Genomic DNA, 13,534 nt, shown 5'->3' with positions numbered 1-13,534 from the left:
GGTTGATAGGCCAGATATGGAAGACCGGTAACGGTTGGAGTTGACTGGTACTAATAGGCCGAGGGCTTGTCCTCAGTTGCTCGCGTCCACTGTGTAGGTTCTGAAGTAACGACCTGTGATATTGCCGGGTTGGTTAACTTCATAGAGTTTCGGTGGTCATTGCGTTAGGGAAACGCCCGGTTACATTTCGAACCCGGAAGCTAAGCCTTTCAGCGCCGATGGTACTGCAGGGGGGACCCTGTGGGAGAGTAGGACGCCGCCGAACAATTATTGTGAGATTGCCCCGTTGGGAGCCTTAGGGTTCCCGACGGGGCTTTTTCGCGTTCCCACCCTTTTCGCGTTCTCTCGCATTCCTGGGTGCCGGTGTCTCTGGTCAGCGGCTTCGGGCGCTGCGATGCTGAGCCGATGGGGTACTTGATCAGACCGGTGAAGGCGGACGAGTGGAAGCGGCTCAAGGAGCTGAGGCTGGCGGCGTTGGCCGATCCCGTGGCTCGGGTGGCGTTCGACGAGACCTTTGAGGTGGCGGCCGGCCGGCCGGATGAGCTGTGGCAGGAGCGGGCGCGGCGCAGCGAGGAAGGCGACGTGGCGCTGACGTTCGTGGGGGAGAGCGAGGACGGCAGCTGGGGCGGCATGGTGGTGGTGCTCTTCGAGGAGGGCGAGGCGGTGCCGCAGACGCAGGTCGTCGGGGCGTTCGTCCGGCCCGAGCACCGCGGGACGGGGCTGGCCCGGGAGTTGTTCGAGGCGGCCATCGAGTGGTCGTGGGGTCTGGCCGAGCCGGTGGTGGAGCGCGTACGGCTGTGGGTGCACGAAGAGAACGTGCGGGCCGAGGCGTTGTATCGCTCGCTGGGGTTTGTGGAGACGGGGCGGACGGTCGTGAATCCGGGGAACTCGGGGGCGGTTGACCGGGAGTGGGCGGTGCGGCGGGCGTAGGGCCGGTGGTCCGGGGGCCGTGGGCGGTGTGTCAGTGGCCGGTGAGGAGTCGCGGGGGCGGCGAGGTGTGTGTGGCGTCCGGCTGTGGGTGGGGGAGGGCAGGCGGGCGGTGAAGGTGTTGTCGGCGGCGTCGAAGGTGACTTCGGCGTCGTCTTTCCCGGTGGTGGTCACTGCTATCTCACCGGGCACTGGTCCGACCTGGCCGGTCAGCTCACGCGGCCGGGGGAGGCGACCGGTAGGGGTCAGGCCGGGAGGGAGTGGTGCGGCCAGCGGGCCCGTGCCTGCTCCCGGGAGCGCATGGTGGCCAGGGTCAGCAGCCCTCGGGTGCGTCCGGCGTCGAGGAGGCCGGGGAGCGCGGGCAGCGGGGCGAGCGCCGCGATGTCGTCCAGGACGAGGGTGACTGGTGGGTCGAGCCGACCGTCAGATGACCGTTCGGCCATGCGGCGGCCGTGCTCGACCACGTGCGAGAGGAGTGCGGTGAGCAGCGGCATCGCACCCGGATCGGGCCGCGGATCCTCGATGGGCTCCCCGACCACGTAAAGCGTTCCCCCTTCGTCGATGAATGATTCGAGAACGAGCGAATCTGCTCGGAGGGGATTGCATGCGTCGCGGATATGGAGCGAGGAGAGGGCGCGCAGCGTGCGGCCGATCAACTCCGTGGCGATCTCCCGGCGTTCGGCATGCGCGGTGAGGACGGACTCCAGCTCGCCCGCCTGGCCGGCGGAGGACTGCGGGTGGGTGCGCAGGATGCGTACCGGTTCCTGGGCGCCGCCGGCGGCATGGGCCCAGCGCTGCAAGTGCCGGAACGGCCGTCCGTCCACCGCCGCGGCGTGCAGCCAGCAGCGCAGCAGCGTCTCGGCGGCGTCCGCGACGGCCGAGTCCAGGGTGCTCGCGGGGCGTACGGGGGCCAGCAGGGCGGCGGCACGGGACGCGGCGACGGCGATGTCCTCGCAGCCGGAGGCCGGTGACCAGCGCAGCCGGGCCGGGGTGTCGAGGCGGTGCGTCGGATCGTAGGTCAGCACCGGGCCGAGCTTCGCGCGGGCGTCCTTGGTCTCGGCCCAGAGGGCAGGGTCGGTGGTGGCGACGATCAGCGGGCCCTCGGCGGCGGCAGCGGCGGCCACGGCGGCGGCGAGGGCCACGGCACGGTCGGTGCCGAACTCGATGCGGGGGAGGGGCGGTTCGCCCAGGGGTGCGGCGGGGGAGTCGGTGCGCTGTTCGGGGAGCGGGCCACCGGCGGGGTCCTCGGGGAGCGGGGCCGGCGCGGCGGGCGTTGCGGTGGCGGTCTCCGTGAGGGGCTGCGGACGGGGTGCTTCGGCGGCGGGCCGCTGTGCCTGCCGTGCCGCCTTCCGGTGTGCTTCCCGTGCCTCCCAGGCCGCCTCTTTCGCCTCCCGGGCGCTCTGGCGGCGGGCCGCGCGCACGGTCCGGTAGCGGGTGATCGTCCCCATCGTGAAGATCGTCAGGACGAGCAGCACCATCAGCTCGCCGATGAGGATGCCCCAGAAGAGGCCGTACCCGGACAGCTGCCCCTTGGGGGTGTCGGGCCAGGCGGCCGCCAGGTCGTGCGGTGCGGAGGCGAGGCTGCGCAGGGCCATCGGCGTACCGGGGTAGGTGACGCCCTCGGGCCACGCGCCGTGCGCGAACAGGCCGGCCAGTCCGGTCGCCGTCCAGGCCAGCAGGGTCAGCCCGAGGAGGAGGGCGAGCACCCCGATGATCATCGAGTCGGGGACGCCACGCGCCCGCCCGCCTCGCCCGTCCCGGCCGTCAGCGTTCCGGCCGTATGCGTCTGCGCGTGTCACGCCACCGTCTCACTCGACTCGTCCCGCAACTGCCGTGCCATGGCCAGCGCTTCGGCGCGTTCCTCCGCCTCGGCGTCCGCCGCGCGTTCGATGGCGAGGGCCTCGTCCGTGTGCACCGACGACGAGGCGGTCATCGCCGAGGCCTCGGTCATCGCGCGGTCGGTGTAGACCAGCGGCCGCTCCGCCTCGGTGATGAGGTGTTTGACGACCTGGACGTTGCCGTTGACGTCCCAGACGGCGATGCCGGGCGTCAGGGTCGGGATGATTTCGACGGCCCAGCGCGGCAGCCCGAGAACCCGGCCGGTGGCGCGTGCCTCATCCGCCTTCTGCGCGTAGATCGTGCGGGTCGAGGCCATCTTGAGGATCGCCGCGGCCTCCCGTGCGGCCGCGCCGTCGACCACGTCGGACAGGTGGTGGACGACGGCGACGAACGACAGGCCGAGCCGTCGGCCGAACTTCAGCAGCCGCTGGAACAGCTGCGCCACGAATGGCGAATTGATGATGTGCCAGGCCTCTTCGACCAGGAAGATGCGCTTCTTGCGGTCCGGGCGGATCCAGGTGTGTTCCAGCCAGACACCGACGATCGCCATCAGGATCGGCATCGCGATGGAGTTGCGGTCGATGTGCGAGAGGTCGAAGACGATCAGCGGGGCGTCGAGGTCGATGCCCGCGGTCGTCGGCCCGTCGAACATGCCGCGCAGGTCGCCGTCGACGAGGCGGTCCAGTACCAGCGCGACGTCCAGGCCCCAGGCGCGGACATCGTCTATGTCGACGTTCATCGCGTCGGCGGATTCCGCCTCCGGGTGCCGCAGCTGCTCGACGATGTCGGTCAGGACCGGCTGCCGGTCGGTGCCGGAACCGTCGCCCTTGATGGCGCCGTAGCCGTTGAGGACGGCGGCGTGCGCGACCTTGAGGGCGAAGCCGGAGCGCTCGTCCAGGCCGTGCCCCATCGCGACCTCGATGATCGTACGGAGCAGGGCCAGCTGGCCCGTCGTGGTGATCGAGGGGTCGAGGGGGTTGAGGCGGATGCCGCCGTTGAGGGCGGCGGTCGGGTCCAGGCGGATGGGAGTTATTCCCAGCTCCTGCGCGATCAGGTTCCATTCGCCGACGCCGTCCTCGCCCTGCGCGTCCAGCACGACCACCTGCCGGTCGCGGAACCGCAGCTGGCGCAGCACATATGTCTTCTCCAGCGCCGACTTGCCGTTGCCGGACTCGCCGAGGACCAGCCAGTGCGGCGCCGGCAGCTGCTGGCCGTAGAGCTGGAAGGGGTCGTAGATGTAGCCCTTGCCGCTGTACACCTCGCGGCCGATGATCACGCCGGAGTCGCCCAGGCCCGGTGCGGCGGTCGGCAGATAGACGGCCTGTGCCTGGCCGGTGGAGGTGCGTACGGGCAGCCGTGTCGTCTCCACCTTCCCGAACAGGAAGCTGGTGAATGCGTCGGTGAACGCCCCGAGCGGGTCGAGCATGGCCATGACGTACGCGCCTCCCAGCGGCTGTTTGCGGCGTTAACGGCGGATGCCGGTCGCGAACGGCAGGGTGTTGACGAACGCCCGGTGGTGCTCGCGGTCGCACCACTCCAGCTTCAGATAGGACTTGCCGGCCGAGGCCCGGATCGTCCGCTTGTCCCGGGCCAGGGCCTCCGGCGAACGCGAGGAAACGGTGATGTAGCCGACGAGATTGACGCCGGCCGCGCCGGACGCCAGGTCCTCGCCGCGCTGGTCGACGCGGCCGTGATGGGCGACATCGCGCGGGTCGACCACGCGGTTCATCTTCGCCGCCCGGCTGGCCTCGGCATCGTCGTTGGTCTTCTCCGTCAGCATCCGCTCGATGGCGATCTCGGTGGGCTCCAGGTCCATGCAGACCGCGACCGTACGGATCACATCCGGGGTGTGCACCAGCAGCGGCGCGAGGAAGTTGACGCCCACCGGGGTCAGCGGCCACTCCTTGACCCAGGCGGTGGAGTGGCACCAGGGCGCGCGGGTCGTCGACTCACGGGTCTTGGCCTGGAGGTACGTCGGCTCCATCGCGTCCAGCTCGGCCGGCCAGGCGTTGCGCTTGCTCATCGCCTGGATGTGGTCGATGGGGTGGTCCGGGTCGTACATGGAGTGCACGAGCGAGGCCAGCCGGCCCTGGCCGAGCGGCTGCCGCACCCGGATGTCGGCCTCCGCCAGCCGCGCACAGATATCGGTGAGCTCACGGGCCATGACGACCGCGAGACCGGCGTCGCGGTCCAGCTTCTGGCGCAGCAGGCCGCCGCGGTGCGTCCGGGCCGCACGCGCCATCGTCTGCGCCTCGGCGGCCAGTTCGCGGGTGTAGTGCATGCACGCCACGAGGTAGGCGCGGTGCTGCTCGGAGGAGGTGGAGACCATCGACTGGAGCTGCTCGTAGGACTCCTGCAGCCAGTCGGGGGAGGACGGGGCGCCGCGCTGGGCGACATCCTTGGCGTGCGCGTCCGGGTCGGCGGGCAGCGTACGCGCGAGGATCTGCAGCCGGGTGACGAAGCCGTCGCCGTTGGCCACGTGCTTGAGGAGGGTGCCGAAGCGGTCGACGAGGGCCTCCTGGTCCTCGCTGTCGCGCAGGCCGACGCCGGGGCCCTCGATCTCGATGGCGGCCGTCACCGTCTTGCGGTCGGCGTGCAGCAGCACCGCGATCTCGTCCGGCCCGAACGGCGCGGCCAGCCAGTTGATCCGCCCGATACCCGGCGGCGGGCCGATCTCGACCTCCCGGCCGTCCAGCCGGACGCCCGCCTCGGCCGTACCGGAACGGTAGGTGGAACCACGGCGGACCGTACGGCGGTAACTGCGCCGGATCTCGAACCACTTGTAGAACGTGCGGCCCTTGTACGGGACGTACACGACGGCGAGCCCGAGCATCGGGAAGCCCGTCAGCGACAGGATCCGCAGCGGAAGGACGGGCACCAGCAGCCCGCACATCATGCCGATGAAGGCGCCCGCGATGATCACCGCGATCTCACCGGTCTCGCGGTTCTTGCCGACGATCGCGTTGGGCCGCGCGCGCCCGATCAGATAGGTGCGACGGGGCGCGATCGGATGGGACTGCGTGCTCACCGCCCCTCACCTCCTGCTGTCTTGCCAGTGCGGGCGCCGGTGCCCCCGGTGCTGGGATTCGTACGGGGAGCGGGGGTGGCGGGGGCCGCGGAACGGCCGCCACCGGAACGGGAACTGTGCGCGGCCACGCCGCCGGCCACCGCGTTGGCGGGCTGGGACTGCCCGCCCTGCGCCTGGCCCCCGCCGTCGCCACCGGACTTGCGGGTGCTGTGCGTCTTGATGCCCTGGGACACCAGCGCGGCGGGCGAGGAGATCATCGCGGCGGCCTGACTGCCGTCGGTGGCCCGGCCCTTGTTCGAACGAGCGGAGACCATCTCGTCGCCGAAGCCCGGAACGAAGCGGTAGATCACGGCACTTGCGAAGATCGCGAGAATGATGATGGCGAGCCCGGACACGACGGCGGAGAAGGCGTTCGGCCCCTTGTCGTGCGACAGCGCCCCGGCGATTCCCAGCACGATCACGATCACCGGCTTCACCATGATCACCGCGATCATGATGCCCGCCCAGCGCCGCACATGCCCCCACATGTTCTTGTCGACCAGCCCGGCGTACACCACCGTCCCCAGCAGCGCGCCCACGTACAGCAGCGCCGCCCGGATCACCAGTTCGAGCCAGAGCACACCGGCCGCCAGCACCGACACCAGCGACACCACGATCAGCATGATCGGGCCGCCACCGATGTCCGTACCCTTCGTGAGCGCCTCCGAGAACGCCCCGAAGAACGTATCCGTCTGCGCGCCCGTCCCCTTCGCGATGATCTCCGTGACGCCGTCCGTCGCCGAAACGATCGTGTAGAGGATCAGCGGCGTGAACGCGGACGCGAGAACCGTCAACCAGAGAAACCCGATCGCCTCACCGATCGCCTCGGTGAGCCGCACCCCCCGCACGGCACGCTTGGCGACGGCGAGCAGCCACAGCACGAGCGTCAGGATCGTCGAGGCGGCGAAGACCACGGCGTACTGCCGCAGGAACGCGGCGTTCGTGAAGTCCACCTGCGACGTCGACTTCACGGCCTCCGACAACTTGGTCACGATCCACGCGGCCGCCTTGGCGCATCCCTTGGCGAGGGACTCCAGGGGGTCTAGGGGGTTGCCGTCGGTGAGGCCGCCGGGGGACTTGGGGGTGGAGCCGGCTTTGTCGCCGTCTTGGCAGTACTCCTTCGCCGGACCGATCAGCAAATCGCAGGGTTCGTTGCTCTTGCCCGGTGAGGGCGTTGGTGTCGGTGCCGCCACGGCACGCGTGGCCAGCATGAAGAGCGTTGTCTGTACGGCTGTCAGAACTGCGGTGATCGAGAGCACTCGGCGACGCGGGCTACCTGGCATAAGTGAAGCCTCCGAAGTCCTGGACCGCCTTGCTCATCTCTCCGGCGCCGGAAGCCGGGATGTCCCCCGAGACCGGAGCCGGGCCGTCCTTTTGCGCGTCGGCGGCGACCTTCCAGTCGCCGTCGGTCCATGCCAGATCGAAGGTCCAGGTCTTCCAGTCCGTACGGACCGGGTCGGTCGAGCCCGTGCCGGCCATCCCGATGAGACCGGTGTACCAAACGGAGACCTTGGCCGACCCGCCCTGGAACTTCTCGACCTTCGTGCCCACGGGGATCGTGCGCGAGATGAAGGTCTTTCCCCGGGGGGCGTTACCCGCGGCATTGAGCCCGAGCTTGGCGAGGAATGACGTGGAGTACGCCTTGTCCTGCGGGCCCTTCAGCTTCGTGGCGGCCTCGGGGGCGTAGACCGCGTCCACGATCTCGTGGCGGCCGGCCACCTTGAACATCCGCTCCGACCCCAACGCCACCGCGTAATTCGCCGCCGCCGACTGCGCCCCCTGCTCCGTCTTGGCGAAGCCGGTGGCGATGCTGCCGTTCTTGCCGGTGACGGGCTTGGTGCCGGTGGGGGCGGTGGGCTGGGCGTCCGCGCCCTTGGGGGCGTCGCTGGAGGCCGTGTCGCCGGTGCCGCCGCCCCCGCTGCGGTTGGCGAACGCGATGGCCGCGATCAGCAGGACGACCACGCCGACGATGGTGACGAGGTTGCGGCTCGACAGGCCGGCCCGGGACCGGCGCCCCGATCCGTAGAGGTCGCCGCCGCCGTCGGGAAGTCTCGTACGGGTCTGGCCCGGCTCGGAGCCGCGCTGGTCGCCGCCGTAGCCACCCTCATCGCTGAGACTCATCGCGCCTGTGCCCCCTCTGCCTGTATCGCCGTCACCGCTGTGGTGGTGCCGCCCTCATATGACCGTAGCCGCGCGGGCGGCGGCTCGGGTGGAGTGGTACGAGTACATCTCACCGTGACGGGCCCTCAGATGCGTTGCGACAGCGGCGAATGGGGGACTCTGGGTTATTTGTGCCCATCGCCGTTTTCCCTTCCGCCGACTCCCTGCCGTCTCGGTGTCTTCCTGTCCCCGCACAGCGGGCAGCCCAACCCGTCCGCTGGTCGCAGGGCCGGAGGGGGCGCGGTGCGGGGGTCTTCGGGCCGGGGTGAGTGGGCGTCAGCATGGGGCCTCGGGAGGGAGGGTGGGGCCTGCGGGAGAGCGATGGAGGCACGGGGCGGCGGAGAGGTGGCGGGCGGGGGCGCATGGGGGCGGCGCCGGGACGGGCGCGTGCGCGGTGGGGCGGATGGCTGCGGCGCTAGACCGCCATGCCGTAGACGATGGTGAAGACCGTGCCCAGGGAGCCGATGATGAAGACTCCGGTCAGGCCGGCGACGATCAGGCCCTTGCCCTGCTCGGCGCTGAAGGTGTCGCGGAGGGCCGTGGCGCCGATGCGTTGCTTGGCCGCGCCCCAGATCGCGATGCCGAGGCACAGCAGGATCGCGATCGCCATGACCACTTCGATCATCACGCGGGCTTCGGTGCCCAGGCTCCCGAACGGTCCCCAGCTCGGGGCGATTCCGCCGATGATGGTGGTGATATCGCCTTTGTCGGGTGCAGCACTGAACATGTGTGAACTCACCGCCTCTTATGGGTAGTTGTGTCCTGTGCCCGCATGGCACAGGTCAGCCTCTATCTTCGCCGACAAATTCGCCATGGGATGTCGACTTGGCGGCTTTCTTTGACGGATCCGGTGGGAGTGGCGTGAACAGGGGCACGCATACCGTCCACTGAAACCATTAGTCTCACCGTGTGTATCACGCTCCGTCACGCTGAGCAATGATCATCGGGGAGGGGGCGGCGGCCGGTCGGTGGCGTCGCGGGTCTACTCCGGGGCGTGCGACATGGCGAAGATCATGAGGAGCGCCACCAGGTGGATGGCGAACAGGAAGTAGCCCACACGCCACCACAGGTGACGGTTCATCTGCTTCTCGTTCTGCGGATCCATGCGTGCGTCCTGTCCTGGGTGTCCCTTCAGTGTCGCGCACCCCGGGGAGCGCGGGCGCCGACGGGACGTGTGACGGGTCACAGGGGCTTATGGCGGCCTGTGACCGGACCCCGGGCCGCTCCGCCCCCTGCGCCCGCCCTGGCCGCCCCCGCGCCGTCCCGTGCGTCGGCCGGTGGCGGCAACTCGCGGGCGTGCGTTCGAAAGGGCAGTGAACCGCCGCTGAATGGGGGAGGGTTGTCGGGTGCGGAAATTCTGGATTGCCGGCGGGGTCGGGGTGGGCCTGGTGCTCGCCCTGCTCGGGCTGCTCGTGATCGGTACGTACACCGCCGCCGCGGGGCTGGCCGGGGCGAACGGCGGGCGGGCGGTGGGCCTGGCGAAGGGCGCGGTGCCGGCGGCGTATCAGTCGTTGGTGCAGAAGTGGGGCACCCTCTGCCCGGCGATCAGTCCGGCGCTGCTGGCCGCGCAGCTCTATCAGGAGAGCGGCTGGAACCCGAAGGCGCAGAGTCCGGCGGCGGCGCAGGGCATGGCGCAGTTCATTCCGGGGACCTGGCAGACGCACGGGGTGGACGGGAACGGCGACGGCAAGAAGGACGTCTGGGACCCGGAGGACGCGATTCCGTCGGCGGCGTCGTACGACTGCGAGCTGGCGAAGTATGTGAAGGACGCGCCGGGCGACGCCACCCGCAACATGCTCGCCGCGTACAACGCCGGCGCCTACCGCGTCATCCAGTACAACGGCGTGCCGCCGTACCGCGAGACGCAGAATTACGTGAAGGTCATCACGACCCTGGCCAAGAGCTTCGAGGCGCCGGTGGGGCGGGTGGCGCCGTCGAAGGCGGCGGCCGCAGCCATCTATTACGCGCAGGAGAAGCTCGGTACGCCGTATTTGTGGGGCGGGAACGGCACGGCGGAGCAGAACGGCCGGTTCGACTGTTCGGGGCTGACCAAGGCCGCCTATCACTCGGTGGGCATCGAGCTGCCGCGGGTGGCGAACGATCAGTGGAACGCCGGGCCCCATCCGAAGCGCGACGAGCTGCTGCCGGGCGACCTGGTGTTCTTCGCGTACGACCTGAAGGACCCGCGGACGATTCACCACGTGGGGATCTATGTGGGCGGCGGCTACATGATCAACGCGCCGTACACGGGTGCCGTCATCCGGTTCGACAAGATCGACACCCCGGACTACATCGGCGCGACCCGCGTCACCTCGGATGGCGCAAAAGCGCTCCCCACCGCGAACGCTGCGTGAACATAGGGCCCTGAACTGCGGCGACGAGTCAAGCTTCGATAACGTCCTGGTGATCATCCGGTGGAGGGCGGAACGCCGGGGCCGGGGATGACGTTTCCTTGGCGTGGGGACGTAGCAAGGATTGCCTCAAGCCCGGTCGGCGCCCAGCCGGTCCGGGACGGCGGACGTTCAATGACCACGGGGGTTGGCAGCACTCGTAGGCGCTCGCGCGCGCGAAAGATAAGGGGCCGCGGCAGATGGCTGGACTCGCTCTGGAGGGGCCGAACCCCGACGTCGACGTGCTCGACGGCATCAACGGCCTCGCCAAGGACGCCCCGCACTGGCTCAACGGCGCGATGAAGTACATCGGTGAGTACGGCCTCATCGCCGGACTCGCGGTGCTGTGTCTGGTCGCCTGGTGGTCCGCCCGCCGCAGGCCCGACGCGCCGGCCGCCGTCGCGGGCCTGGTCTGGGCGCCGCTGGCCGCCGGGCTCGCGCTGCTGGCCAATATCCCGATCCGGGCGTTCGTCGGCCGGCCGCGGCCGTTCAAGGACCACGCCGGGCTGGACGTGCTGATCCCGGGGAAGAGCGACTTCTCGTTCGTGAGCGACCACGCGACGCTGACGATGGCGGTCGGCGTGGGACTGTTCGTCGCTCACCGGAAGTTCGGCCTGATCGGCATCGCGCTGGCGCTGGCGGAGGGCTTCTGCCGGGTCTACATGGGCGTGCACTACCCGACCGATGTGGTCGGCGGTTTCGCGCTGGGCACCGCCGTCGCGCTGCTGCTGGCGCCGCTCGCGCAGGCGTTGCTGGTCCCGCTGATGACGGCGATCGGCCGGTCGCGCATCGGGTGGCTGGTGCGCGCGCGGGGCGCCGTTTCGCCGGCCGGGGACGGCGCGGACGAGGGCGCGGACGACGGCCGGGTGGTGGCCGCGGGCGTCCCGCCACGGCACAGCGGGCGTGACAAGGACCTGGCCGCCTGAGGGTGTTGCCGGCCGGCTGAGGACCTGGCGGATGCTGACGGCCCGGTTCCCCCTCGGGGGCCGGGCCGTCAGCATGTCCGGCTCCGGGATGCGTCCGCCGGGGCGCCGCCTCAGAGGGCCTGCGGGAAGGTGCTGAACAGCCGCTGCGGGTCGTAGGTCTGCTTGACCTTGGCGAGGCGGGCGGCGGCCGGGCCGTAGTAGGCGGACTTCCAGTCGGTGAGGCCGGGGTCCGTGTAGTTCTGGTACGCGGCGCCGGAGGCGTGGCGGCGCATCGCGCTGTGGAAAGAATCCAGCCATGCGGTACGGGATCCCGCCGAACCGCCGGCCGGCCAGGACGCCAAGTACTGCGCCAGGAAGCGTGATCCGCGGTGCACGAACGCGGTGTCGGTCCGGCCCACCCGGTTGATCGCGCCGCCCAGCGCGGTGAGCGCGACATTGCCGTTGACGCCCTTGTGCCCGGCGCTCTCGATCTGGTCCATCATCGTGCGGATGCCGGTCGCGGAGAGCGAGCGGTCGTAGAAGTGCGAGCGGGCCGCGTAGGTCTCGCGCCCCAGTTGGCCCGCGCCGGTCTGGCCGGGCAGCGAACCGGGCGCGTGGCACTGCGCGGTCGACTTGGACGAGCAGCCGGCGTACGACTCCATCGCGTCCAGGTAGCCGGTCGGGGTGAGGTGCACGGTGGTCGCGGGGCCGGGGCCGCCGCTCTGGTCGGCGAGCTTGTCGACGGCGTTCTGGAGTTCGCGGTAGCTGCCGAGGGAGAAGGCCGCGACGGAGACGACCGGGGTGCCGCCGGGGCGGGCGTCCAGATGGCAGGCGGACCATATCTCGTCGGCCTGCACGGGGCCCCACTTCTGCCAGGAGGCCAGCACCTTCGCCGCCTTGGCCCAGGGCCAGGTCATATAGGCCATCACCGCGCGGGGCGCCGGATGCGTACGGAAGCGGAGTTCGGTGACCACGCCGAAGTTGCCGTTGCCCGCGCCGCGCAGCGCCCAGTAGAGGTCGGCGTGCTCGGCCTTGTCGCAGTCGACGGTCTTGCCGTCGGCCGTGACGAGGGTGGCGCCGACGAGGCTGTCGCAGGTCAGGCCGTACGCGCGGGAGACCACTCCGTGGCCGCCGCCGAGGGTGAGGCCGGATATCCCCACGGTCGGGCAGGAGCCGCCGGGGACCGTGACGCCGTGCGGTGCCAGACCTTCGTAGACGTCGATGAGCTTCGCGCCGGCGCCTATCCGGGTGGTGCCGCCGGACGGCGCGCCGACCGTGGAGAGGGCGGAGACGTCGACGATGAGCCTGCCGTTGCCGCTGGACCAGCCCGCGTAGGAGTGGCCGCCGCTGCGGATGGCGACCGGGGTGTCGTGGCGGCGGGCGAACGCGAGGCATTCGGCGATGTCCGACGGGTGCTTGACGTAGGCGATGGCCGAGGGCTTCAGCGTGTCGTAGCGGGTGTTGTAGAGGCGGCGGGCGGTGGCGTACGCGGCGTCGGAGGCCTGCACCAGGCGGCCGTCCAGACTCTTGCCCAGCGCGTTCCAGGCGGTTTTGGGCGCTTTCGCCCCGGCGGCGCCGACGGGGGACGTCGCCGTGCCGGCATTCGCGGCGGCGGTGCCGGTGGCGCCGCCCGTGGCGGACTGCGAGGACGCCGCCTTCGATCCGCCGGTGTTGTCGCAGCCGGTTGCCCAGACGACCGAGGTCGCCGCGAGCCCGCCACCGGTCCGCAGGAGTGTGCGCCGCTTCACTGGATGAGTCCCCCTCGATGCCGTACGCGTCGTCGTACGTCCCGGTGGCCGAGCGGGCCCGTTGGCCCGCTGTGCGTCTTCTCATTACCCAGATGCGGTGCGGGCGTTGCGGGTTCCAGGGCGGAGCGGATCGTTCCGCCATGCGGGGGTTCCGGGGCTCAGCCGCCGGCCGCCGCGACGTCCGCCAGGTGGCGCTCGGCATCGGTACGCGCCTGGGAGCGGGCGCGGCGCGCGGGCCCCCGCCAGCCGCAGTCACAGCGGGCCAGACAGAAGGAACCGCGTTCGGTGGTGGAGGTGCGGTGCCGCGGGGCGGCGGCCGGCGGTACGTCGTGCGGGGCTCGGTCGGGCACCCGGCCACGCTACGCGCCCCGGGTGGCCGTGCGTGACGGGCCTTCGCTGCGGTCGTTGAACGGGGCGGTTGACGCACCGTCTGACAAGCAGGCGGCAGCGGCGACCGTCCGGATCCGAGCGGCCGGCAGCGGCCGTGCTCGAACCCAG

Annotated in this window: 12 protein-coding genes and 1 rRNA gene; 4 read left to right on the top strand and 9 right to left on the bottom strand. The window is 70.7% G+C overall.

What is annotated here, in order from left to right:
* Positions 1 to 148: 148 nt before the first annotated feature.
* Positions 149 to 265, top strand: a 5S ribosomal RNA gene (gene rrf, locus ACIRQ7_RS05660).
* A 140-nt stretch (positions 266 to 405) separates the two neighbouring features.
* Positions 406 to 930, top strand: a complete 525-nt coding sequence (locus tag ACIRQ7_RS05655; RefSeq protein ID WP_404260024.1) for a GNAT family N-acetyltransferase — start codon at positions 406 to 408, stop codon at positions 928 to 930.
* A gap of 242 nt (positions 931 to 1,172) precedes the next feature.
* Here ACIRQ7_RS05655 and ACIRQ7_RS05650 read toward each other — a convergent pair whose 3' ends face one another.
* The 7 genes from ACIRQ7_RS05650 to ACIRQ7_RS05620 form a co-directional block, all read right to left on the bottom strand.
* Positions 1,173 to 2,645, bottom strand: a complete 1,473-nt coding sequence (locus tag ACIRQ7_RS05650; RefSeq protein WP_404260143.1) for a type VI secretion protein — start codon at positions 2,643 to 2,645, stop codon at positions 1,173 to 1,175.
* Between the two features lie 77 nt (positions 2,646 to 2,722).
* Positions 2,723 to 4,192, bottom strand: a complete 1,470-nt coding sequence (locus ACIRQ7_RS05645; protein ID WP_404260142.1) for an ATP-binding protein — start codon at positions 4,190 to 4,192, stop codon at positions 2,723 to 2,725.
* A 39-nt stretch (positions 4,193 to 4,231) separates the two neighbouring features.
* Positions 4,232 to 5,794, bottom strand: a complete 1,563-nt coding sequence (locus ACIRQ7_RS05640) for an SCO6880 family protein (protein WP_401461435.1) — start codon at positions 5,792 to 5,794, stop codon at positions 4,232 to 4,234.
* Complete coding sequence (locus ACIRQ7_RS05635) at positions 5,791 to 7,116, bottom strand: hypothetical protein (RefSeq protein WP_401461436.1); 1,326 nt, start codon at positions 7,114 to 7,116, stop codon at positions 5,791 to 5,793. The genes ACIRQ7_RS05640 and ACIRQ7_RS05635 overlap by 4 nt, the downstream gene beginning before the upstream one ends.
* The gene (locus tag ACIRQ7_RS05630) at positions 7,106 to 7,954 is read right to left on the bottom strand and encodes a hypothetical protein (RefSeq protein WP_404260020.1); all 849 of its coding nucleotides are present in this window, start codon (positions 7,952 to 7,954) and stop codon (positions 7,106 to 7,108) included. Before ACIRQ7_RS05630 ends, ACIRQ7_RS05635 begins: the two co-directional genes overlap by 11 nt.
* A gap of 454 nt (positions 7,955 to 8,408) precedes the next feature.
* A complete protein-coding gene (locus ACIRQ7_RS05625; protein ID WP_401461440.1) occupies positions 8,409 to 8,720 on the bottom strand; it encodes a hypothetical protein in 312 nt (103 codons plus the stop codon).
* 255 nt (positions 8,721 to 8,975) lie between these two features.
* Entirely contained in the window at positions 8,976 to 9,098 is a 123-nt protein-coding gene (locus ACIRQ7_RS05620; protein WP_404260018.1) for a hypothetical protein, read from the bottom strand.
* Positions 9,099 to 9,339: 241 nt separating this feature from the next.
* On the opposite strand from ACIRQ7_RS05620, the gene ACIRQ7_RS05615 reads away from it, so the two are divergent.
* Both ACIRQ7_RS05615 and ACIRQ7_RS05610 read left to right on the top strand, forming a co-directional pair.
* Positions 9,340 to 10,347 carry an NlpC/P60 family protein gene (locus tag ACIRQ7_RS05615; RefSeq protein ID WP_401461444.1) on the top strand — a complete coding sequence of 336 codons (1,008 nt, stop codon included), beginning with the start codon at positions 9,340 to 9,342 and terminating at the stop codon, positions 10,345 to 10,347.
* Between the two features lie 236 nt (positions 10,348 to 10,583).
* Complete coding sequence (locus ACIRQ7_RS05610) at positions 10,584 to 11,309, top strand: phosphatase PAP2 family protein (RefSeq protein WP_404260016.1); 726 nt, start codon at positions 10,584 to 10,586, stop codon at positions 11,307 to 11,309.
* 110 nt (positions 11,310 to 11,419) lie between these two features.
* Here the strand turns inward: ACIRQ7_RS05610 and ACIRQ7_RS05605 are convergent, their stop codons facing one another.
* Entirely contained in the window at positions 11,420 to 13,036 is a 1,617-nt protein-coding gene (locus ACIRQ7_RS05605; RefSeq protein WP_404260014.1) for an FAD-binding oxidoreductase, read from the bottom strand.
* 158 nt (positions 13,037 to 13,194) lie between these two features.
* Positions 13,195 to 13,386, bottom strand: coding sequence for a hypothetical protein (locus ACIRQ7_RS05600; RefSeq protein WP_404260013.1), 192 nt, complete (start codon positions 13,384 to 13,386; stop codon positions 13,195 to 13,197).
* Positions 13,387 to 13,534 lie beyond the last annotated feature (148 nt).

This window comes from Streptomyces sp. NPDC101393, assembly GCF_044767385.1.
Classification (GTDB): Bacteria; Actinomycetota; Actinomycetes; order Streptomycetales; family Streptomycetaceae; genus Streptomyces.
This window is presented reverse-complemented; position numbering and strand designations above follow the sequence as displayed.